The following is a 23,213-nucleotide window of genomic DNA, read 5'->3' as shown; positions in this document are numbered from 1 at the left end:
TTTAAGTTCTTGCCACGGAAAGACCGACGTTCGAAAGAAATCTGGTCTCGCGTCCTATCAGAGATTTGGACGAAAGGCGCCACGGAGTCCAGCTCAACGCTCGCAGCGCAAGTGAATCGGTATCGTTTGCGCAAACCGCGGAAAACCAGGAGCTCTCTTGAGAGCCAGCCGGGATGGTCGGGTGGTGCCGCGGCCCCGTTCGGAGAAGGCCAGGATTTTTCATGACCCGGTCGGCGCGACTGGCGGCCGCTCTTTCGTTGTGCGCTTCCCCGTACTCACGTGTTGAGAGTTACCCAGCACGGCATGAGGGCATGCGTTTGCGCCGGGAAAATTTAAGGACAACCATGTGGAGCCGTGGCTACTTCGTATACGCACCGGCGAGGGGTAAGCCGCCCGCGTGTTCGGACGATCGCGAGTGCCGTCCTGATGCCATTCGGTGCGAGGCGTCAATCCACAAGGCCCATCGCGGCATCCGAGCAGGTAGCTCTGGTGTGGTATGGCCGACTCAAGCTACACATCATTCTGAGCCACCTCACTACCCAATGGAAATGAAATGGTTTCAGCCCCCCGGGAATTGCCCGTCTCTTCTTACGCGCTTGAAGTGGATGGCCGACTCAGAGCTGAATTCGCAACCAAAGACGGCGCCAGGGCAGGTGGAGCAGAACTAAAGAAGCGCTTTCCCATGCTTCAAATCCGGATCTACGATGCGCAGACGAATGCGTGCGAGGAAATCTAGCGGGCGACTCAGTCCGGTCTTCGATGCCTCGCGCACGGCTCCGGCTCCTCGTTGGGGGCACTCGAAGGACCGGTGGTCAAGCCGGGGCCGCTAACACTGCCCCATTACCCTATTAACCGGTTTCGTCGCAGCAGTCGATCCCGCGTGCCACCTCGGCCTCGGAATGGTCACGCTCTTGCGGGTGCCAGTCAGTCGCGCGATGCGCGGTTCGCACGCCGGATCGGGCTTGGGCCCGAGGCATCTGCAGGCCCAGTCCCGTGAAGAATGGCATGGAGAGCTGGTTCTCTCGCAAATGGTGTCCTTCCACTGCGTGGGGTGCGCCGAGGTCAAGCCGCCTCTCGCAAGGCGGCACGCGCCGCTGAGCTCGACTCCTCGCAGAAAGAATCGGAGGTAATCGTGCTGCCCCATTTTCTCGATGGCCGGCTGAAGGCCGCGGGAAAGCTCGCGACTGTTCAAGGTGTAAACACCGGAGAGTTTAGAGCTGATAGTCTTGCCGTTGCTCTGAGGCGTTCGGCCCTGCAGGAGCTACGGCGCGATCTTGCTCTGCGCGATCATTTACCGAGGCCTTTAGCTCCCTTCTAATCCTCCCGTTCCTTTGGCTCCATGCGAGCGAACCAGGAGCCAGGAGGAAAAGCCGCGATACGCTTGGCAAAGGAGGATTGCGGCTCCCAATCTTGTCCTTCGCTCTTCTCGAAAGTGATGACCCCGTTGTATGTAAAATAGCGGGGCCCTGGGATATTACAGTTCACCACAAGCAAAACGCGCCACAGATCACCTTTCTCGGTCGGCTTGTCATTCTGCTTCGGCAAGTAGTCCACTCCAACAGGATCAACGATAGTGCAGCTGCCCTGCCGCAGAAGATCACCGAGCCGACCTTGCATGGTCGTCACAAAGTTGAAGTTGGCCGGGTCATGCAGAAAGCCAAGATTTGCGTCCCTTTCGCCATCCTTGACTTCACTGGCGATCAACGAGAGCGCGAAGGCGCGCCAGCCCAATTCCATTGGCTTCGCATAGGTCGACGCAAGTTCAATCGTCCCGTCGAGCGCGACCTTCCAGGTGATAACGTACTCTTCGTCTGATTTATCATCCCGGTGCCTGGTCCAAGAAACAAAAACATATTCATTTTGGTCAAGTTCAGCGACGCCCCACATCCGAGGGACGAACTGTGCCACCTTCGAGACGTTGGAGATAACTTGTTCTATTGTCTCACCGTCTTGCGCTCGCCACGTTGACTTGACTCTTTCGACAAGGGGGCTGTCGTTAGCGCGAACAGTGTTGCTCGTCGCAGCCAGCCCGGCCAGGCAGATCAGGGATCGACCGAGCCAAAGCCATAGCGCGCGTCTTCCTGACGTTTTCTTCATAACCGTCGGCCTATCCGGTCTCATCCACACGTCATTCCAGAGCAGGCAACCTTCAACCTGTTATGCGCGAGCGCAAGAAGTTAGCGGCGACGCGACGGGGCGACCACTGGTTTTCCCGTGCGAGCAGGCGCTCCCCTCTATGTCACGCGCCGCTAACTTCACTGCCACCGACAGCCTCAATTTGCTGTGCTGGACATGCCCAGCAGGAGGACTGGGCAGGCAGAGGACGTGCATTCTTCGTGCCAGATAATAGACGGCAATTCGCACCGGTTTTGTGTCCTCTTTGTCGACTTTCCGACTGGCGCATGTCTCGATGTTTCCGTTCAACCTCTCCAGCACGGCTTATGCATCCCCGTCACGCACCGGATGTTCGACGGCACAGCGGAACGCCTCGGTGCCAAGTTCCTGATGAGAAGTGGCAGCACGTTTGCCGTCATTGAACCGTGTGGTTCGGTTATCGTTGCCGGAATGTGGGCTTTTGATCGCTGCCATGCCTTCGGGCACTTTCGGCCAAGGGGCCATGGCGCGTTTGGCGCTCCTTTCGCGACGTCCGGCGCTCCGGAAGTCGAGAACAGCCTCAGTCAGGCGCGCTTTGTACTCGATGGCGAACGACGGCAAGCCGATCTTCGCCGAGCATTTGGGGTGTGGCTGGCACCGCAAATCAAACGTGCTGCCCGGGTAAGTTGTAAGTTGCTGGCTTAGCCAGGTGTCTTGGCCTATTCAACACTGATCCTGTTGGTCGAGAAGGTGGCTGGATGGCGCGCGTGCTCGAAAAACCGCTGGGAAGCTGGGACTGGCGACAAATGCGTTCTGCTCGAGGCAGCGGCCCCGACCGCGCAAGCCGCATTTGTCCTTTCCACCGATCTGGCGTGCAACCCGCGGGCAACTGCGATGCTCATTGCGGTATCGCTGATTGGAGAGCACTGCTACATCATCTCAATGCTAGAGATGCACGGTCATTCGCGTAGCAGATGTCGCAGCATCAGCTTGAGACATGATCTGAGAGGTTGACGGAAGACTGCTCTTGCCGATAATCCAAGTCGTCGAGGTTCTCCGGTTTCCATTTGATCCGGAGCTAAGAGGGAAGCCGGTGAAAATGCCGGCGCTGCCCCCGCAACTGTGAGCGGCGAGCCGCTGTCCAACGACGTCACTGAAGCCTGCGCGGCTTCGGGAAGGCCGGACAGCAGCGATGACCTGCGAGCCAGGAGACCTGCCCCGACACTATATTCGTCCACGGGCGGGGTGTCCCGGTGGTGCGCCAAGCAGCCGTCGCACCGCGACTTCCCCTGCCTGCGTCCGCCATGGCCTTTGCCCCCAACATGGGTTAACGCTATGTCTCTTCTCTCCCTCCCTGTTGCCACGCTCGGAACGCCACGCATCGGTCCAAGGCGCGAGCTCAAAGTCGCTCTAGAAAGCTACTGGGCCGGAAAAAGCAGCGAACAGCAGCTGCTCGAGGACGCAGCTGGCCTGCGTGCCGCGAATTGGGCCCGTCAGAAATCTATCGGCGTCACGGTCATTCCATCGAACGATTTCTCGCTGTATGACCAGGTGCTCGACACAAGTGTCATGGTTGGCGCCATCCCGGAGATCTACGCCTCGAAAGCCGAATCCGTTTCGCTCAAGACATACTTCGCCATGGCCCGCGGTTCACAATGCGACGACCAGGAAGCGAGTTGCGGTCACGGACCGCGCGGATTTGGCGCACCCGCGCAGGAGATGACCAAGTGGTTCGACACCAACTATCACTATATGGTCCCCGAGTTTCACAGGGGACAGACTTTCAGGCTATGCTCTCGCAAGCCGATCGAGGAGTATGAGGAAGCCAAGGCCCTTGGCTTTCAGACCCGCCCCGTCCTGATCGGGCCGGTCACATTCCTAAAGCTCGGCAAGAGTCCCGATCCCACGTTCCAGCCACTCTCACTGCTGGATGAACTGATACCGCCCTATATCGAGGTTATGCAGGAATTGGCCAAACGTGGGGCAAATTGGGTTCAGTTCGACGAGCCCAGCCTAGTTCTTGATCTGGATGAGGGGACGCGAAAATCTTTGCGACATGCCTATGACCGGCTCGCCAAGGAGGGGCCGGCGATCAAGCTCATGGTTGCCAGCTATTTCGGCGACCTCGGCGACAATCTGGACACCGCCTTGAGCCTGCCAGTTGCCGGGCTGCACCTCGATCTGGTTCGAGCGCCACAGTTGTTGCACCAGATCATCGCTGGCGGCCGAAGTGATCTCGTCATGTCGCTCGGTGTCGTCGACGGTCGGAATGTATGGCGGTCGAATTTGTCGTCGCTGCGCCAGCGGCTCGAACCCGCGATTGCGAAGCTCGGCAAGGATCGTGTACAGATCGCCCCATCCTGCTCGCTGCTTCATGTGCCGGTCGATGTTGAACTCGAGACCGGCCTCGCTTCCGACGTCAAGAGCTGGCTTGCTTTCTCGGTCCAGAAGATGCGGGAGCTTGCGATCCTAGCGCGTGCACTCGCAGGCGACCAGAATGTTGCGTTAGCTCTTGCCGAGTCGGAAGGTGCCGCGACTGTCCGCCGGACTTCGCCGAAAATCCGTGATGCCAATGTCGCTGTCCGGATGAGAGCGATCGACCAGACCATGTGTCGGCGCGCGAGCCCATTTGCCCGTCGGGCCGAGATCCAAAGCAATCGATTCGGACTACCGGCTTTTCCTACCACGACGATCGGATCATTTCCGCAGACCACAGAGATCCGGAATGCCCGTGCGGCGCATGCGCGAGGTGCGATAAGCGACGAGCAATACGACAAGTTCCTCAAGGAGGAGACTGCGCGCGCCGTACGTTGGCAGGAGGACATCGGTCTTGACGTCCTCGTGCACGGCGAGTTTGAGCGCAATGACATGGTGCAGTACTTCGGCGAGCAACTCGCCGGCTTCGTATTTACCAAGAGCGGATGGGTGCAGTCCTACGGCTCGCGCTGCGTCAGGCCACCGATCCTGTTTGGCGATGTAGCACGGCCGAAGCCTATCACCGTGGACTGGTGGCGCTACGCGCAATCACTAACAAGGAAGCCGATGAAAGCGATGTTGACCGGACCGGTGACGATCTTGAACTGGTCCTTTGTTCGGGATGATATTCCCAGAAGCGAGGTCTGCCGCCAGATTGCGCTCGCGATCCGAGACGAAGTCCGCGATCTCGAGAATGCTGGTGCGACCATGATCCAGATCGACGAAGCTGCAGTCCGCGAAGGATTGCCGTTGCGTCGATCGGAGTGGGCGGCTTATCTCGACTGGGCCGTCGATTGCTTCCGCATCTGTTCATCGGGCGTCGCCGATCAAACGCAAATTCATACGCATATGTGCTACTCGGAGTTCAACGACATCATTGGTGCGATCGCTGCAATGGACGCGGATGTCATCTCGATCGAGACATCGCGCTCGAAAATGGAACTACTCGACGCGTTCAGGAACTACGAATATCCAAATCAGATCGGGCCGGGCGTGTACGACATCCACTCTCCACGCGTTCCCGAGACGAGCGAAATGAAGGAGCTGATGGTGTTGGCTCGGACGCGGCTGCAGGATTCGCAGCTCTGGATCAATCCAGACTGCGGCCTGAAGACGCGCAAATGGGAGGAGGTTCGGCCAGCGCTAGCGAACATGGTCACTGCCGCCCGCGAACTGCGCGCTGCATTCGATCCGCGAGGCCGTTGATCCGGGCTTCGGTCTCTTTTCGACAAAGCTGATCCGCTTGTGGTCATTTGCGCGGGAGCCTTAGGAACATAAAAAATGCCCCGCCCCGCTTAGCGGGCCGGGCGAAAGTCTGGGAGGAGCGAAGCTGACGCATTCGCGCGGACTTCCATCGGCGAAGCCGCCAGTTCGATCACGGCGAGGACATTCGCCGAAAATCTGAGCCGAGTTGAAGCACAAGATCAGCGTAGCTCAATTATGCCGTGGTATGCGACCGTATAGCCTGAGAGTTAGAATCTACACCAAGGTTTGTCGCTCATGAGCACGTCGGCACGATTACGACAGCAGCGAGGGGGCATGCCGGGCGGTCGCCGCAGGACAGCAAACTCGGTGCGCTTTCCTGCCTGGAGCCTTATGTTCGATCAGGGCGACGTAAGCCCGGCTCCATGGATCTCGCAAGCTTATCCAATGCATAAGCGGTTGCTAAATTTGAACCTTGCTTAAGGCAGTCCTTGGTCGACCGGTTCCACCCGATAGTCGGGTTTCGGCTTGGGCGCTGAGGAGCACCCTATCGGCACCGCGGCATCATCAAGCTCGTGACACCCTCCGCATGGTCCGCTCATAGATCTCAAACAGAGGTTTCTGGACCTGATTACGGAGTGTCGCCGATGCCTATGGCCGCTCCAAGGCCAATGGGAGGGCATGCTGCACGCCGCATACACGTATGTAGGATCGCGTGAAGCGGTCACGCGTCAGGAACGAGCATCATTTACGATGCGGATCCCCATAGGTTGTTGAAATCCAATTGCGCCAGAACTGGTCGTGGCGATCCACGTCCAGCGCCTTGCTGTTGGTGCTGAACGTACCCGGGACTGGCAGTGCCTCGCATTCGCGTGCAGTGAGTAGGACCGGCTGCGGCCGGATGTCTCAGAGCGTATGGGGCGGGGCTCAAGGAGTGGGTGCTTCGCCGCACCCGCGCGGCGGCAATCGTCCGTCCTCATCGGTCGGCGGACACGAGAGGCGTCCGTTTCGCGCGATATCACTGCGCAACTGACAGACCTGCGAGGTTTACATTGTGGTGCCGGAACCAGAGCTCAGCTAGGCTCCGCCATGCTGTTTGCGCCGGTGGTCGAGGAAGCGATCACGTTGCGCAGAAGCCATTTTGGGGGGGGGGCGGCAGCCTACGTGCCCGCGAGCACCCCCATTTTCTTTCGACAGAATGAGCATGAGGTCCACTTCCTGCTGTCAAACGGCCGCGTCAATACGGCCCGTCCGTCTCGGCGCTGTGTCACGGATTGCCGGCCTTGGCGGACGACAACGCGACCGAGCTCCGTTCGGCCTCAGCTTCTTGCTCCAATTGCAGAATATGCGCTCTTAGCGCATCGGAAGTCGCTGCCGCTGTCTCGCTGAACAGCGGATCTCCATCATTGGTGAGGGCGGAAGCGATTTCGGTCCAATCCTTAGCCGAGAGAGCCTTCAGAGCGGCGGGAAAGAAATCTCGTTCTTCCCACATCATGTGGTGCCGCTCGCGTACTATAAAGTCGCGTATGATATTGCCGACGTCTTGCCGAAAGAGGTCACGATCCGCGAGGATAGCGTCAATAGCTCGCGCGAAGTGGTGCAAACGGTCGACGACTTCCTGGTGTTCAAGCGCGAGATCGCCGACGATTGCAGCTGCCTCCGGATCGCGAGACTTGAGCTTGAAAAAAATCAAGTCTTCCTGTGGATGATGGTACACCTCGGGGTAAACCTCGAAATAGCTGATAATCGCGCGAATGACCTCATAATCGGGCCGGATCCCCTTCTCAAAAATCTCCAATTCGCGTTGAAGAGCGACCAGAAGAAGATCAATGTTGCGATGCTCTCGAAGCAGAAGATCGATGATCATTGCGGTGTTCCTGGAGGCACAATCTAGGCTGGAAGCGATTTCTGCCATTTGCAAGACTGCCCAAGCCGAATTCGGTGTCCTTCGCGGGGCTGCGATTTGTCCGCGCCATTCGACGCAAAAAGTAGCGCGCTTCAATTTGAGCTGGCGTAAATCAACTTAGCTGAAGTGTTGCACAAAGCTCCTGGGCAGTCCGTCGTTACGCAGCACGACCGCACAGCGCACGAAACCACCTGATAGAGGTATTGGGCTGCCTGGTCTTCGCGGTAGATCTCGCTATTGGGAGTGAGACGCTTCGGTCTCGGAATTATGCCAAATGGTTCACGACGATGAGGTCGCCCACGCAAGACGCTGGTCGGATGGCGTCTCGTCTCGCTAGAACTGGCGGCCTGGGCGTGCATGGCGGACCCTATCTTACCAACGTCGATTCGACGCAGATTGGCTGCTCCTGACGAATTGGAAATTTGGATGTTTTCCCTAGGTAGAAGCCCCTAAGTATTTACACGTAAGTCCATGAGCGGGGCGTGTATGGGGCGACGCGGTCACTTGGTTGCTCAAACATGCTCAAATCGGATTACGAAGCTGCATGCTGGCTTCGTCGGCCGCGCACTGCCGTACCCCTGAAGAGCTCCAGCCAGCCGAAACGTTGTCGTCCATCGCCACTTTCGGCTCGCCGCAGGAAGTCTTGTTCGGCGCCTTGACTTTGATCCTCGTCAGCATCGGTCGGCCGCGGAGGTGACGGGGCCGATGTTGACGGCATCCTGATCGATGTACGCTGGCGTGGTGACGTGCTTGATGATCATGCGATAAGTACGCATGTGGACCGAGTTGGGGTCTAGCCCGGATCATAGGTCTCGGCTCGCGTGACATATTGACCTGGCGCAACGGCCGGCCTGGGTGTGTTGCATCGGCAGGCGTCACCGAAAACATGATCGGCTCGGTGCGCGCGAAACCTGCCGTTCGTCAGCTTGATGCATGAATAAGCCATTCACGCTATTTTGCGCTGCTGCTAGAGTCCCGCGGTAATGGCGATCCGCATCAACTCGGACATGCTGCGGACATTAGTCTTGGCCATCAGGTTCGCACGGTAAACCTCGACTGTCCGCGGACTGATGCCGAGATCATGGGCTATCACTTTGTTAATCTTGCCGGCTAATAGTCCCTGCAGGACGTCGCGTTCGCGGGACGAGAGATCCGCGAGGCGGGCTTCCGCCTGCAGTTTCGCTGCGTCGGCTGGCTTTGTTGGCCGCGCTTCCAAAGCACTATTGATCGCACGCAATAGCACCTCCTCCTCGAACGGCTTCTCGATGAAGTCGACCGCACCCGCTTTCATCGCTTCCACTGCGAGCGATACGTCGCCATGACCAGTTATTAAGAGGACGGGGCAGTCGGCGCGATCGGCTTTCACTTTTCTGACGAGTTCGAGACCGCTCATAGCCGGCAGACAGATGTCTGACACAATGCAGTCAACCGGACCGCTTGCGACGTCATTGAGAAACGCGGTCGCCGTCTCATAGGTTGCTACGTAGAAACCATTAACATCAAGCAGAAACGCGAGCGAGTCCCGCATAGCGGCGTCATCGTCGATCACGAGAATGCGCCGCCCAGTCATGTGTCTTCACTAAGCTCCGCAATCGCGCGGTGAACTGAAAGATCCTGTCGCCGCCCGGATTCCTCGTGGCTCGATGATCGTCCAGCAGATCGATAGCCCCACACCCATGCCATGCGTGTTAGACGTGACAATGGGCTGGAACCGGCCGTCGCTGATGCAGAGCAGGGTAGCGAAGCTCCCCCAGTCCGCGGCCGCGGCGAAAGCGGGAAAAACGACCGGAAGGTAGATGATCGTGCCCGTGCGGTCCTGAAGATGCGGACTAACGCCCGTCGCAGCACGAGAGCCAACGCGGCGTCTGCCGCGCCAGGCCCATAGCCGTACCTGATGTGGTCCGACATGTTTCTGGCAGGCCCTCTCATTGATCAACTCTAAATTGTTTACCACGAGAGGCCACCCCGAGGCAGTCCCGGCCTCAACTCACGCCAATCTATTGCGCAGGATGGTCGCCGCTATCCGGGCCAGATGCGCCAGTGCGTCGGCTGCACGGCGACGCGTTCTCCGGTCTTTGCCTTAATCCAGCCGTCGAAGATCCGGCGGCAAGGAAAGACCACCCGGTGAATGGTGTTACCCTCGATCACGGCAATCTCCAGATCCCGATCAAAGGGCGGCGCAGTTTCGAGCCGCTCCCAGGTCAGGTCGCCACTAGATCCTGGACGGAGTTCATCGCTGCGGGCTGACAAATTCAGGCAACCTTCTGAACACTACGGACGAGATCGCTTGGTGTGCCGCGCGAACAGGCTCAACTCGGTATAACCTAGGCGGCGCGTGCTCTCGATGGGGTCGGCCGCGGCCGGGATTTTATCGGCCGTGGCGCCGTTGAACCTATCGTGCCGGGACATGATCCGCTCGCTAACCGAAATATTAGGATTGGCGCTGCGAAACAACTCCCGGGCTTCGGTCGAATCGATCTGAATCAGCTCAAGCCCGCGGCGGTTGGTATTCATCGCTGTTCTGCAGAAGTTAAACTGGACTGCGCTGCGACGATCTGGCCGGCGCCGCGACAAATGTCGCCGTAGTCTGTCATGCCGAAACATCCTCCGTTGGTGAAAATCTCCTTGTCCCACGACGTCAGCGCGGGGCGTTGGGTTGTGATGACGTCAGCCGCGCCCTTACGAGCGGAGCGGCATCCCCAATCGAGAACGGGAAGGCGCGGGAATTTTCTTGACACCATTCGGATGGGCCTAGTTGCGCTCGGCGCTGATCATCGCGCCCGTCCGCAGGTCGATGAAGTGGACGCCATCGCACGCAGCGCAGGTTATTCTGTGCAGGTCATCGGCACGCGGTTCGGGTGCGTCCGGCAGCAGTCCTTGAACTCGGTCGCCGGTATCTGGACATGAAAAGATGATGGGGCGCCAAGTCTTTCTGTCTGCCATGTGTGTGACCTTGGACTGGAAGCTCACTTCTATCAGTAGGCAGTCGCCGCAGAATTGATACAGGTCAAAAAGAGCTGATGCGCGTCCAAAACGGCCAAGCTCGAGCGGCTGCTGCGAGCCCGACAGGCCCGCGTTGGCAGGCGACATGTCTCAACTCGGGCGATCCGCCAGGGTCCCGCGTTGGTCTGCAACACGCCAGCGTGTAGCCGAGTTGATTTGAGGCGCATCCCTCGCGATGGGCCACGACAGCATCTGTCCTCAATGCTGCGATAGCCAGCAAGCAGATAGTCAATTGATCGCTCGCTTCGCATTGTCGGCAGCCTTGCCGGCGCTGATCCCAGATAATCTTTGGCGCTGAAGTCCGGAATCTTGGCCTTATCAAACGTTGGCTGCGACAAGCCTGATCATCGGCTTTGCTGTCGGGGCGGCAGGGCGGACCGTCAGAAGGTCGGGGCGGTTCGCCTCATTGGCCCGCGATCACGTGCGCGTAGTCTCGCCGTCGATAGTCCTGGCCGCCGGCACGCCTCAGAAATGCCTCTGCCCGGTCATTGGCGCAATGACCTGGTGTTTGCGGCAATGCCTCGTGAGACCACCAAATATCGCGTGTAAGGTTCGCGGCGTCTCGAGCCTCCATATTGCCAGCGGTTGAGTATGGGAGTTCAAGGTGCAAAATTGTAACGCTCCCCCGAGATCGCGATCGATAGAGATCAATAGCCGGCATCTCGGGCGTGACGGCGCATGCTGCTCTCGATCCTCTCTTCGAGACATTCCCCAATTCATCGTCACCCCAATTTGTTGGTCGAGGGCTTGAGCAGACCAGAAGACGCTGTCCCTCGGCTCAAACAGAGTGCGATCTGCAAAGCTAGACAGATAGAGATAGCGCGGCTTGCGGGACAACAGGAGCGCGCGGGCCGCGCTGCCAAAGTCTCGACTTTATCTCGACGGAGCAGCGGACAACCAAACCTCTTGGGGGTGCTGCTTGAGGCAGATCAAATACTCTTGAGGCGCCAATGGCAGGATGGTGGATAAGCAAACCCACAAGAAGAGGGGGCCATGCCTTCATTTAACGTTCGGTTCATTAAGACCGTTTGTGACGATACCGGTCACGAACATCGTGCCTGTCAGGCAGCGTTTAAGATCGATGCCGCCTCGCTAAGTGCTGCTGCACAGCAGGCGGAGACCGATTTCTGCAAGCAAAAGAGTGTCCGCGATTGGACAGTCTTCGCCGATGTGATCGAGCTTCGAACCCCGCCTGCATTGCCGCCGGCATAGGCTGGTTAGCTTGAGTTTGGCGAGAAGTCTGCGAATTGAGTTGTGGGGTCAATCTGTAATCTAAGCGTGATCCCGGACAGGGTCGTGTCGACCGTCGATTCGAGAGAACAACTGGTGATGCTTTCGTCAATTCGGCGGGCACCCTGTTGTCTCACCACACCTAAGCGGACCTCGCTGGACGGTTTGCCGCCTGCCGTTCAATGGGGTCTGCAGCGCTCCGCCAAGCATCGTACCGGCAGGGCCATCCGGATCGAAGGACCTGCTCCCACAAGTCGGTCTTGTTTGATCCAATGTCAAAAACAAGTCTGCCTCCGGCAGCTATGGCTGTTTCGAAGGGTTAGGCTTGGTTGTCCAATCTGCACACATATCCTTGACGGTTTAGACATCTCCTCAGCCGGTTACGCGCGGGCCTGTCCCAGACATCCGAACCGGCTTAGTTGAGCTCGCAGGACATCGATGCGATCGCACGTGACCTTAGTCTGTCCGTATCCGCCTTTCGAACCATGGCGCAAAGACCGGGCTCTCCTGAACTCTTGAGCAAGCGCCTCGCACTTGGCGGTGTTTCCGAGAATGCGCTTGCTGCCGCAATCGAGACTGCGATCTGCAACGCGTGTGTGGCCTGTGTCAGACCAAAGTCCGCTGCGCCGCCGACCTCGAGAGCCAACACCATGCAAGTCCGCTCAAAGACTGCCCGAACGAACAGACCCGGCGCGATCGGTCGTGAGATATCCTCCGGCTGCTCTTTCGCGATCATCTCGCTCAATCAGTTCCTCACCGAAGATCTTGACTCCTGAGCATGCCCGCATTCAAAGAAGGCCGATACAGGACAAGCCCATCGCCGCCTCGAAGTCCACGACATAGTGAAGCAGCCCTTATGTCTATATTCGCTGTTTCTGCCTACGTCTTCTTCTTTGCCGCAGCGATGGGACACGATCCGGCGTTTACGTTCTGCGTATTGCTGGCTTTCGTCGCCAGCCTGGCCGCCGCCGCCGTCGTCGTCCTCAATCGCCGCTATGAACCGCCGGCGCGACTACCCCCGGCGGAGATCAAAGTTCGGCCGAACTACAACTCGGTCCGATCAGATTCGCCTCAGCGACGGCGAGGTGGCCGCTGGATAAGGGAAATCAGTCTCAAAGGGCAAGGCGTGTTGCATCCAGACGCTCAACACAAAAGAGTGCGCTCCACCTGCTCGGGCGTATATTCGTGACAAGGGCGGCAATATTCTTAAAAACGCGGATGGTCATTATCGTGTCGATCTGACGAAGCCCCGATAAGTGGATACGTTAGCGACAATAAGGCGTGAGAAGCCTCCTGTGTTCTCGGCGATGCGGAGCACCTGAAGGAGAAGCGGGATTGCGCCATGCACCCTCAAGTGCGGCAACATCCGGAGAAAACTCGCGTAGAGTTCTTAATCGCGACTGTTGCTTCGATGTCACCAAATGTATGAACCCGCGATCTACGCTCGTGCCTGACGAGGGACGACATGTTTGATGTTTATTTGAACGGAAGGCGCGATCTTTTGGTCGTTCCGCGAGGCATTGCGATCCCCGCGGGGTTGGACGGCAATTGGAAGCGAAAGAAGCGGGCGGTGCGTTTAGTGAGCGATGCCATTCGCCAAGATGTCCAACGGCGCGGTTACCACCGACGTAGTTTGACCTCAAATCGGTCGGAGACGGCAGTTGAGACCTCGTCACAAACGTAGCCAAGGCGGCTATCTCCGCTGACCCTTTCTTCGAAACACTATGGGCAGAAAGCATGACCGAACTTATACGCTGGCGCGAGTTCCGATGAGTGCCTCTTTTTTACGGTCGTCGCTCCGAAAAAAATGTGTTACAGGCGCTCCTCTCAGAAGGAGCATTCATCGTGAAAAAAGCAACCAAGAAACGCGTTAAGCGGCGCGAGTGGACGAAGGCAGATATCAAAGAGCTCAAAGTCCATTCGAAGGCTCGGACCCCGGTCATAAAAATAGCAAAAATGACCAAACGCAGCGAAGGTGCGCTACGCCAGAAGGCCTTAAATCTCGGAATCGGACTCGGACATCAGCGGTAATTGTGAGCAACGCTGGCTAGTGGCCGGTAGGGCGGCTCGCGGGCCGCCCTCTTTGGCCATACAGACTTTGTCGCACATTAGCGTGGCCGACCCGCGCTGAGAGAAGTTTTCAGGCACGTACTGGATGCCTTCAATGTCGCGGAACGTGCTCCAGCGCTTTGATCAAGTTTCTTGGAAGGCGGTTTCGACAGCCGCTTGCGATGTATGATCGCGAGTGAAGAGATAGTCTTAGCCATAGCCCTGTCTCGAAGATAAAACCCCAAGACACTCGGCCCCGGAACGCATGCGATGGTGCCACTACGCCCAGTCCTTGGCGCGTTAGTTCGAGAAGCTGACCAGTCTCAGAGGAACTCCTGTAGGGGCCGAATCTAGCATCCGTTCGGCCAGCAGCTTCTTCAGCTTCGGCGAGGCAGTCTTGGCCGCGCTGGGCCGAACACATCGGCTGATCGCTTTAGCGAAATGGAAACAACTCGCGAATGGGGCATCCTCGAAGCTCGTGCCAGACTAAAGTTTGGGCGTAAGCGAACCTCGCCGAGCCTGTTGGCTAGCTCGAGCTCCGAGGCAATATGGCGCGCTCAACAGCAATTGAAAAAGCGCTCTGTTAGCTTGATAGGTGGCGGCGCGGCGGTTACATCCTGAACCCGTCATCACCTGAGCGCCCTCGGCGTTGTGAACGGACCACAACCACCTGATCGTGTCCCTGAGCGTGGTGTAACTGGCGGTGGGACACCGCGTTCGCCGGCAAGAGCCGGACTGGTCAGCTGGCGATGGCCGGGAGGCTGACGGTTGGATCATTACTCAACGGCGCGATGGTTTCCAGCGTCATGTAACGGGCGCGCTGGACGGCCCATTCATCGTTCTGTTCGAGCAGGATCGCGCCGATGAGGCGGACGATGGCCTCCTCATTGGGGAAGATGCCGACGACCTCGGTCCGGCGCTTGATCTCGCCGTTGAGGCGCTCGATCGGGTTGGTCGAGTGCAGCTTGGTGCGGTGCTGCGGCGGGAACGTCATGTAGGCCAGCACATCGGTCTCGGCCTCGTCGAGGAAGCCGGCGAGCTTGGGTAGCTTGGGGCGGAGCTGATCGGCGACCTTCCGCCATTGCGCTCGTGCGGCCTCGGCATCATCCTGGGCAAACGCAGTGGCGATGAAGGCGGAGACGACACGCCGTCCGCTTTTGCCGGCATGGGCCAGCGCGTTGCGCATGAAGTGCACGCGGCAGCGCTGCCAGGTGGCGTTGAGCACCTTGGCGACAGTCGCCTTGATGCCCTCGTGGGCGTCGGAGACGACCAGCTTGACGCCGCGCAGGCCGCGGCGGGCGAGCTTGCGCAGGAACGCCGTCCAGAATGTCTCGGCCTCCGAGGGACCAATGTCCATGCCGAGAACTTCGCGCCGGCCGTCGCTGTTGACGCCGACCGCGACGATCACCGCGACCGACACGATGCGCCCCTGCTGGCGCACCTTCACGTAGGTGGCGTCGATCCACAGATACGGCCAATCGCCCTCGATCGGGCGAGCGAGGAACGCCTTCACCTTGTCATCGATCTCCGCGCACAGCCGCGAGACCTGGCTCTTGGAGATGCCGCTCATGCCCATCGCCTGCACCAGATCGTCGACCGAGCGGGTCGAGACGCCCTGCACATAAGCTTCCTGCACCACGGCGGTGAGCGCCTTCTCGGCCATCCGGCGCGGCTCCAGAAAGCCGGGGAAGTAGGAGCCCTTGCGCAGCTTGGGAATGCGCAGCTCGACCGTGCCGGCGCGGGTCTCCCAGGTCCGGTCGCGGTAGCCGTTGCGCTGCGCCAGACGCTCGGGGCTCTTCTCGCCGTAGGCGGCCCCGGTCTGGCCTTCCACTTCCAGCTCCATCAGGCGCTGGGCAGCAAAGCCGATCATCTCGCGCAGCAGATCCGCATCAGGGGTCTTCTCCACGAGCGTGCGGAGGTTCATCATCTCATCGGTCATCGGTGGTTCCTCGAATCAGGTTGGTGTCAGCAACCCGACCCTACCGGCGAACTGCCGGTGACCACCGCAAAGCCGCCCGCCCGCTACGGCGCTATGGGAGGGCGCGCGTGCGGACGGCTTTGCTCTACCGAGCTACACCATCACTGGGGACACGACCCAACCACCTTCGACCGCGCTGCTTCAAAACATATTCGAAGGATGGGAGACTCATGTTAGCGAGCTCCATTTCTGACAGTCGTGCGTTTGATCTTCTGAACGCCAGAGCGGGCCCTTTCCAGGCGAAGCCTCACTGTAGCAGCCTTGGCAATGAACTCGCTTGATCGGTCAACGCCGCTTTCATCAAAAGCGAGCTCAACCAGGGCTGCCTGTCGTGGCTCCAAAGTCGGAGATGCTTGCGCGTTTTGGCCGTCAGCGACATCTGCCCGATCCGGGCATCGTCTGCGGAGGACTTATGCCGCAGCAAACCGTTTTTCTCTAGCAGCTTTGAGTGGGTTGTCACGAAGGAGGGGTCGACGAGCATCAATCGTGACACCAGGTTGACCGGTACACGCATTTCTTTGCCCAAATAGTTCACAGCCATCAGGATCGTCCACCGTGGCCGAGTGATGCCCAGCACATTTAATTTGGCAAGTTCTTCGACGCACGAATCGATCTGATCTCCCACATAAATGACCGGACAAGCTCGTCTCCGTCAGTAGAGATGCGGCCAAGCGCGCTTGCTGGATCAGGTAGATCCGGAGGCATCTTAAGTCAGGTTCCATCGTTTACAAGTCTCCTTGCGCCGATTAAGGGAGGGGCAACTCTCCAAGAGCAGGAAAATCAATTACTTGGTATAACTCGGAAGGATAGGCTGGCGAACAACAGGCTGGCCGGACTATGGAGTGTCTTGGCGGACCAAGGGCAGCATTCACGCTTGCGTCGGCAGCGATGCGCGCTGACAAGATTGCTGCACCTTGCCACGTGAGATGTCCGCGACATGGTCTGCTTCTTTGCCGAGCTCGCCGAGCCGTCCGCTCTTTTGCCGAACTTCTTTGGTGTATGCCGAGCATCAGCGAGGTTGCATGTCGCATTTACGTCTTCAATACCTCAGCAACAGGGAGCTGTGATTATACGTAATAACCTTCCCATGTGCCTTGGCGGTCTTCGGCAAACGTCTGTATAGTTCGTTCCAACCTTCCCATATCCGCAATCAATCTTCGTGTAGTTGAGCTGGCTCGTGACTTCGTTTCAACTGTCGAGTAATCGAGGACGCGATTGCGGTGTCTTTCTGTATCCAGCCGATCGATCGAACTGAACGGTTCTCAAGTCATGAGTGGCAGACAAAATTCTGGTCGTTTTAGCGCTTTGCGGCTGGCTTTCTGTCGATCAATCGAGCGAGCGCCGACAGGGTTCGCTTTTCAAGGACGAGGCGTCTGAACGATGAGCGGATGTTTTGGCCGTTCGCCTGCGGTGTGCTTTCTCCTCGGTCTTCCACGATCCGGGACGACACTCCTGGCGCATTTGCTGCAGCACCATCCAGACATTGTGGCTCCGCCTGAACCCTGGTTGATGCTGGCGGTTGAAGCATTTGGCAGGGTGGATCAGCGCCATCCGGCGGGTGGCTCGCTGATTGAGGCCGCGACCTCTGAATTCTTGGGTCGGATAGATAGCACGATCCCTAGCCGCGCTTTTGCCGATGCAGCCTATGATCAGTATCTGGCACAAGCGGGCAAGCGCATCATCCTAGACAAGACACCACGCTATTGGACGGCGCTTGAGTTTCTTGAATCTGTCTATCCAGAGGCGCCACACATCCTTCTGATGCGCAATCCCTATGCCATCGCGGCTTCACTGAAATCGACGTGGGGGGTCCCACTGCGGGCAGAAAGCTCGCATCCGGTCAGCGTCTCCAGTCTCGTCGATCTCATGCTCCGTCTGCCCGACGGCATCATAACGTCACTCGCCGATTTGGTTCTGGGCCTTCCCAAGCTCGCCGCCCACCGCACTCGCCCGCGCACACAGTTCGTGCAATACGAACTGTTCGTGGCGCATCCGGACGAGGAAATCCGGCGTCTGTTGAGGGGCCTCGGCTGTGATCCAGCGGCCGTCGCATCGGCGGGGATGAGACAAGCAGATTATCTTCGATCGAGTAGCTTCGGAGACCGAAAAATCTTGGAACGAAACGCCGTCGACCAAAGCTCTGTCAAGGCATGGCAATCTCAATTGAGCGTCGAAGAGATGCAAACCGTGACCGATCTGGTCGGCGCCGAGCTTCTGCTAGAACTCGGATATGAGCAGGAACTGGTACATGCACAGCAAGCCGGAGTCCTGGATAGGGGAGGGGAGGTAACTGAACCTTATCGTCAGGTATTCCGAACCTGGTGGGATTTGCGAAGCTCCAAGGCGGGAGCATTATCCGGCCCACCTCACGCTGGAGAGCCGGTCCACACGATGGCTGCCCAGTTGCAACAGACGCTGTTGGCGTCAGAAGCTGATCGAGCTGCGGGGCTGGATGGCATTCGCAACAGCGAAGCGGCTATCGAGATGCTGCGAGGCGAAGTCGCGCGGCTTGAGCGGATCCTCAATATCCGCTAACGGATCTGAATGCTTGCGAATAAAACACGCTGGCTGATTTAGCCATTATCCTTAACCCGCACGAGCTGATCTCCCGATCAGGTGTGACCCAGGCGCCGACCGCACCAGCGGCGGAATGCGATATGCTCCCGCGTCTGCAAGTCTCCTCTCCAGTGGGGCTTGAGCTCATCGACGAGCCATGCGTCTTGGCCAGCCGTTTCCGCCGCGGATATTCCCACTCTAGGCTGGAGCCATAGAACGGCGAAGAACAGAGATCCTGCATCGAAAAGAAGGCACATGCTACCGAAACATCTGCGCCGCCTCGAAGCTGAATCGATTGAAATCATGCGTGATGTGGTCGCCGAGTTCAAAAGGCCGGTCATGCTTTACTCGATCGGAAAAGACTCAAGCGTAATGCTGCACATTGCAATCAAGGCGTTCTATCCGGCAAAATTGCCGTTTCCCCTGCTTCACGTTGACACGACCTGGAAGTTCCGCGAGATGATCAGCTTCCGGGACGCGACAGCCAGGCGGCTCGGCCTCGACCTGATCGTCCATGTCAACAAGGAGGGCCTCGCGCGCGGGATCAATCCGATCGATTCCGGCTCCGCGCTCCATACCCAGGTGATGAAGACCGACGCGCTGAAGCAGGCGCTCGACCTCCACGGATTTGATGCTGCCTTTGGCGGAGCGCGGCGCGATGAGGAAAAGAGTCGCGCAAAAGAACGGATACTCTCCTTCCGTTCGGCCGGACACGTATGGGACCCCCGTAATCAGCGGCCGGAGCTCTGGAACCTGTTCAACACACGGATCCGCCAGGGCGAAACCATGCGCGTGTTTGCGATGTCAAACTGGACCGAGCTCGAGGTGTGGGAATACATCATGCTCGAGAAGATTCCGGTGGTTCCGCTCTACTTCGCGAACCAAAGACCGATAGTGCGTCGAAATGGTGCGATGATCATGGTCGATGACCAGCGATTGCCGCTTAACGGCGACGAGACGCCGGAAATGCGCATGATCCGCTTTCGCACGCTTGGATGTTATCCTTTGAGCGGAGCTATTGAATCCGATGCGACGACGATCGAAGATATCGTCGCGGAAATGCAGACTACGACTGTGTCGGAGCGCCAGGGACGCCTAATTGATGCCGACGAAGCCGCTTCAATGGAGAAGAAGAAGCGGGAAGGCTACTTTTGATGTTTACGAATCCGGCAACAGAACTGGTCCCGGCCAGGACGAAGGATCAGCTGCGATTCATCACATGTGGCTCGGTGGACGACGGCAAATCGACGCTGATCGGCCGATTGCTGCACGACAGCAAGATGATCTACCACGATCAGCTCACGGCGCTGGAACGCGACAGCATCAAGCATGGTAGCACCGGCAATGACATCGACTTCGCGCTGCTCGTGGACGGGCTGGAGGCCGAACGGGAGCAGGGCATCACAATCGATGTCGCCTACCGCTTCTTCACGACGCCGCGGCGCTCCTTCATGGTGGCCGACACTCCCGGCCACGAGCAGTATACCCGCAATATGGCTACCGGCGCCTCGCATGCCCAGCTCGCCATCATCCTGATCGATGCCCGCAAAGGCGTGATGGTTCAGACCCGCCGCCACTCCTTTATCTGCTCGCTGCTCGGTATTCGCCATGTCGTGCTGGCAGTGAACAAGATCGATCTTGTGGCATATAACAAGGAGTGCTTCGATCGGATCGCCCGTGACTATCTGGCCTTTGCCGCCGGTCTCAGCTTCACCTCGATTGTTCCGATCCCGATCTCGGCCCGCTACGGCGACAACGTCGTGGACCGCTCCGCTCATGCCAACTGGTATCATGGTCCCTGCCTGCTCGAGCATTTGGAGAGCATTGACATCCAGTCCGGCACCGCAAGCCAGGCTTTCCGCTTTCCGGTCCAATGGGTAAACCGGCCAAACCCGGATTTTCGGGGCTATGCCGGGTCGGTGGCTTCCGGGAGGATCTCGACAGGAGACGAGATCGTTGTCGCTGCGTCGGGGCGGACCACGCGCGTCAAGCGGATCGTGACCCACGATGGTGACCTCGTCGCCGCCGAAGCCGGGGATGCGGTTACCATTACACTGGAAGACGAAATCGATATCAGTCGTGGCGACATTCTGTCGCGACCGGACGACCGACCGAAGGTGGCCGACCAGCTTGCTGCTTATGTGATCTGGATGGACAAGGAGCCGCTCGCTCCCGGACGCAATTACGTCCTGCGGATTGGATCGCAGACGATTTCTGGCAGCATTACCACAATTAGGCATCGAATCGACGTCAACACTTGTGAGCATCTGGCCGCCGGGACGCTTTCCCTCAACGAGATCGCCTTCTGCGATGTTGTGACCGCAACGCCCGCCGTATTCGATCCTTACGACCTCAATCGAAAGACCGGATCATTTATCGTCATCGATCGTTACACGAATCGTACGGTCGGGGCCGGCATGATTGCCTTTCCGCTACGGCGGGCCACCAATATTGCTAGGCAAGCGCTATCCGTGGACAGGAGGGAGCGCGCCGCGCTCAAGAATCAGAAGCCTTGCGTCATCTGGTTCACTGGCTTGTCTGGCGCGGGAAAGTCGACGATTGCCAACCTTGTTGATCAAAAGCTGTTTGCGATGTCGCGGCATACCATGCTGCTGGATGGCGACAACCTCCGGCACGGATTGAACGCGGACCTCGGTTTCTCGGAGACGGATCGCGTGGCGAACATCCGGCGTGTCGGCGAAGTTGCCAAGTTGATGGCGGACAGCGGCTTGATCGTGATCTGCTCGTTCATCTCGCCCACTAGGGCCGAACGGGACAGGGTGCGCAGCCTGGTTGGCAAGGATGAGTTCATAGAAGTCTTTGTCGATACGCCGCTCGAGGAATGCGCGCGGCGAGACCCAAAAGGCCTGTATTCAAAGGTGAGATCCGGCAAGATCAAGAACTTCACCGGGATCGATTCGTGCTACGAAGCACCAACGACACCGGAGGTTCATCTCAGGACCATGGAGCAGACCCTAGAGCATTCAGCGGAAGCGGTAGTGGATGTCTTGATGGCGCGGTCAATTCTTGATGGTTAGAGGTCCCTCGCGTCGCACCATCGATTCGCACGATATCCCGCAAGCCGGCCAAGGCGATCCAGCTCTGGCGAGCCTGCGATCGGACTTTTGGCTCTAAAGGAACAAAATGGTCGCACCCACTCGTCGATTGCCCGCTTCCGGTTATGTGCTCGAAGTGGATGGCCAACTCAAAACCGAGTACGCGAGCAGAGATGGAGCATGGGCGGGAGCGGAGGAGCTCAAGAAACGCCGTCCCATGCTCCAGATCAGAATCTACGATGTGACAACAAAGTCCAGAGAGGAAGTCCGACTTCCAGTAAGTTGACTTTTCGCTTGGCGCTTCTTGCTGCGCGTACGGCCAGCGACACGCCGAGCTCCCGTTAAAGCCGAGCCGGACAGCGTCTCGGCCGGCTTCGATCTCTCGCGCAGTATGAGGGGCCTCGGTTTCCGGGCTTGGCCGCATCCGGCGAGCGGGCACTTGTTTTCAGGACCCGAATTTGGCAGTCGACCACGACTCCCTCCTGTCGCGGCCATGCCGGCTTTCGGCAAGCTTGCTTCGGTGGCCCGCCGCTCGACGGCGGACAACGCCTGCCTACACCCGCGCCTTGGCATTGCGAGACAAAGCAGCCGCGAACCTTAGCCATCCCGTGCTGCGCTACGGACTTCCGCGCTTCGGGTTCTGCTCCGTACCGCCTGCCGTCGTTGATCGTCATGAAGGCGGCCATGGCGCGGCCGAAAAGGCAAGGGAGCTCATCCATGGCAAGCGACAAGGACGATCTCTTGATGATCTGCTCTGGTCAACCGTCAACCTGTTCGACCGCGCGGTAGACCGCGTCGAACGCGAGCTCGCCATCAACGAGCAGGCGCTGCAGAGGGGCCAACGCGAGCAGAACGGCTGCGAGATGCGATCCGTCGAATCAGAGCGCCTTACCGCCGAGGTACTTGCGCTCCATTGAGTGTTGGACGCGATGGAACTCCTTTCACTTTGGGCCTTACGATTTGGACCAGCCCGTCAACCGCGGCACGCTCGCCACGGCGATGATCGTTCGTGAGACTTTCTCGCCACGAAGCGGAGTGCAGGCCCGAGAGATGCTGCCAGCCTAACGATCGCGCTCACAGAGGGACACGTGCCACTCATCTGGAGTCGAGTCGACCTGGTCCTAGCAAAGCAGGACGACAGGTTCTGCGTCACGGCGCCTCGCCGAAAGGTCGAACTGTTCGTTGCTAAAGCGACAGCAATCGCAAGGTCGCTCAGATTACCTTCAAGCCGGATTCGACCACAGCCTGCCAAGGGCGCTTCATTCAGCGCAACGACACCTGACAGCGGCGGTCATGTGCGACGAGGCGTACACTTTCCAGGTGCCAGCTATCCAGGAGGATCTCGGCGGCATGGCGGAGAAGCTCGGTACCTCCATCTGCGGTATGGCGAGGAATACGTGAACGGAAAGGCTGGCCATCCTTACCTGCTGGTATGCGGCCGCAGGCGGAATGCCGAATGTCCTGATGTCGAACTCTCAAAATACTTCAGCTCGCTGTGAACCTCCGCACTCCGCTGCCTACGTCGGCTTGTCGCCGCCAGATGGGAGTACGTCAGGAAAAAAATCTCACGAGAAAATCCCCGGAGAGGGTTGAAACGCCCCTAACGTCAAGTTGTACGATCTCGAAATGGACAGCGACAGTCATCAGCGTCCCAAACCTCCAA

At 58.6% G+C, this 23,213-nt stretch carries 18 protein-coding genes and 1 riboswitch; of the genes, 8 read left to right on the top strand and 10 right to left on the bottom strand.

Annotated elements, in window-relative coordinates:
• Positions 1-1,314 precede the first annotated feature (1,314 nt).
• Both I6F20_RS35990 and I6F20_RS35985 read right to left on the bottom strand, forming a co-directional pair.
• Positions 1,315-2,097 (bottom strand): nodulate formation efficiency C protein, encoded by a 783-nt coding sequence (locus I6F20_RS35990; RefSeq protein ID WP_225130922.1) that lies wholly within the window; start codon positions 2,095-2,097, stop codon positions 1,315-1,317.
• A 342-nt stretch (positions 2,098-2,439) separates the two neighbouring features.
• The gene (locus I6F20_RS35985; RefSeq protein WP_225130920.1) at positions 2,440-2,715 is read right to left on the bottom strand and encodes a hypothetical protein; all 276 of its coding nucleotides are present in this window, start codon (positions 2,713-2,715) and stop codon (positions 2,440-2,442) included.
• Between the two features lie 411 nt (positions 2,716-3,126).
• A riboswitch (cobalamin riboswitch) is annotated at positions 3,127-3,329 on the top strand.
• A gap of 100 nt (positions 3,330-3,429) precedes the next feature.
• Between I6F20_RS35985 and metE the strand changes: the two genes are divergently transcribed.
• The gene (metE, locus tag I6F20_RS35980) at positions 3,430-5,775 is read left to right on the top strand and encodes a 5-methyltetrahydropteroyltriglutamate--homocysteine S-methyltransferase (RefSeq protein ID WP_225130918.1); all 2,346 of its coding nucleotides are present in this window, start codon (positions 3,430-3,432) and stop codon (positions 5,773-5,775) included.
• A gap of 1,264 nt (positions 5,776-7,039) precedes the next feature.
• Here metE and I6F20_RS35975 read toward each other — a convergent pair.
• From I6F20_RS35975 to I6F20_RS35960, 5 genes are all read right to left on the bottom strand, one after another.
• On the bottom strand, positions 7,040-7,639 hold the full coding sequence (locus I6F20_RS35975; RefSeq protein WP_225130916.1) for a hemerythrin domain-containing protein: 600 nt from the start codon (positions 7,637-7,639) through the stop codon (positions 7,040-7,042).
• A 1,006-nt stretch (positions 7,640-8,645) separates the two neighbouring features.
• The gene (gene fixJ / locus I6F20_RS35970; RefSeq protein WP_225130913.1) at positions 8,646-9,248 is read right to left on the bottom strand and encodes a response regulator FixJ; all 603 of its coding nucleotides are present in this window, start codon (positions 9,246-9,248) and stop codon (positions 8,646-8,648) included.
• 449 nt (positions 9,249-9,697) lie between these two features.
• Entirely contained in the window at positions 9,698-9,826 is a 129-nt protein-coding gene (locus tag I6F20_RS38105) for a hypothetical protein (protein WP_275945328.1), read from the bottom strand.
• A 123-nt stretch (positions 9,827-9,949) separates the two neighbouring features.
• Entirely contained in the window at positions 9,950-10,192 is a 243-nt protein-coding gene (locus tag I6F20_RS35965; RefSeq protein ID WP_225130911.1) for a hypothetical protein, read from the bottom strand.
• Between the two features lie 237 nt (positions 10,193-10,429).
• Positions 10,430-10,768 carry a hypothetical protein gene (locus I6F20_RS35960; protein WP_225130909.1) on the bottom strand — a complete coding sequence of 113 codons (339 nt, stop codon included), beginning with the start codon at positions 10,766-10,768 and terminating at the stop codon, positions 10,430-10,432.
• A 906-nt stretch (positions 10,769-11,674) separates the two neighbouring features.
• Here I6F20_RS35960 and I6F20_RS35955 point away from each other — a divergent pair.
• Positions 11,675-11,893: a hypothetical protein gene (locus I6F20_RS35955; protein ID WP_225130907.1), complete on the top strand. Its 219-nt coding sequence runs from the start codon at positions 11,675-11,677 to the stop codon at positions 11,891-11,893.
• Between the two features lie 433 nt (positions 11,894-12,326).
• Here the strand turns inward: I6F20_RS35955 and I6F20_RS35950 are convergent, their stop codons facing one another.
• Entirely contained in the window at positions 12,327-12,656 is a 330-nt protein-coding gene (locus I6F20_RS35950; RefSeq protein WP_225130906.1) for a hypothetical protein, read from the bottom strand.
• Between the two features lie 111 nt (positions 12,657-12,767).
• On the opposite strand from I6F20_RS35950, the gene I6F20_RS35945 reads away from it, so the two are divergent.
• The gene (locus I6F20_RS35945) at positions 12,768-13,100 is read left to right on the top strand and encodes a hypothetical protein (protein WP_225130904.1); all 333 of its coding nucleotides are present in this window, start codon (positions 12,768-12,770) and stop codon (positions 13,098-13,100) included.
• A gap of 656 nt (positions 13,101-13,756) precedes the next feature.
• Positions 13,757-13,942 (top strand): hypothetical protein, encoded by a 186-nt coding sequence (locus I6F20_RS35940; protein ID WP_225130902.1) that lies wholly within the window; start codon positions 13,757-13,759, stop codon positions 13,940-13,942.
• A 757-nt stretch (positions 13,943-14,699) separates the two neighbouring features.
• Here the strand turns inward: I6F20_RS35940 and I6F20_RS35935 are convergent.
• Together I6F20_RS35935 and I6F20_RS35930 are read right to left on the bottom strand one after the other, a co-directional pair.
• Entirely contained in the window at positions 14,700-15,899 is a 1,200-nt protein-coding gene (locus tag I6F20_RS35935) for an IS256 family transposase (RefSeq protein WP_225130900.1), read from the bottom strand.
• A gap of 286 nt (positions 15,900-16,185) precedes the next feature.
• Entirely contained in the window at positions 16,186-16,515 is a 330-nt protein-coding gene (locus I6F20_RS35930; RefSeq protein ID WP_345944124.1) for a MarR family transcriptional regulator, read from the bottom strand.
• Positions 16,516-17,318: 803 nt separating this feature from the next.
• On the opposite strand from I6F20_RS35930, the gene noeE reads away from it, so the two are divergent.
• From noeE to I6F20_RS35910, 4 genes are all read left to right on the top strand, one after another.
• Positions 17,319-18,473 (top strand): nodulation protein NoeE, encoded by a 1,155-nt coding sequence (noeE, locus tag I6F20_RS35925; RefSeq protein ID WP_225130896.1) that lies wholly within the window; start codon positions 17,319-17,321, stop codon positions 18,471-18,473.
• 210 nt (positions 18,474-18,683) lie between these two features.
• Positions 18,684-19,649, top strand: a complete 966-nt coding sequence (cysD, locus tag I6F20_RS35920) for a sulfate adenylyltransferase subunit CysD (RefSeq protein ID WP_225131002.1) — start codon at positions 18,684-18,686, stop codon at positions 19,647-19,649.
• Positions 19,649-21,532 (top strand): sulfate adenylyltransferase subunit CysN, encoded by a 1,884-nt coding sequence (gene cysN / locus I6F20_RS35915; protein WP_225130895.1) that lies wholly within the window; start codon positions 19,649-19,651, stop codon positions 21,530-21,532. Before cysD ends, cysN begins: the two co-directional genes overlap by 1 nt.
• Positions 21,533-22,008: 476 nt before the next feature.
• Positions 22,009-22,467 carry a hypothetical protein gene (locus I6F20_RS35910; RefSeq protein ID WP_225130893.1) on the top strand — a complete coding sequence of 153 codons (459 nt, stop codon included), beginning with the start codon at positions 22,009-22,011 and terminating at the stop codon, positions 22,465-22,467.
• Positions 22,468-23,213: the final 746 nt, after the last annotated feature.

The sequence above is a fragment of the Bradyrhizobium sp. IC3123 genome (assembly GCF_020193625.1).
In the GTDB taxonomy this organism is placed as follows: Bacteria; Pseudomonadota; Alphaproteobacteria; order Rhizobiales; family Xanthobacteraceae; genus Bradyrhizobium; species Bradyrhizobium yuanmingense.
This window is presented reverse-complemented; position numbering and strand designations above follow the sequence as displayed.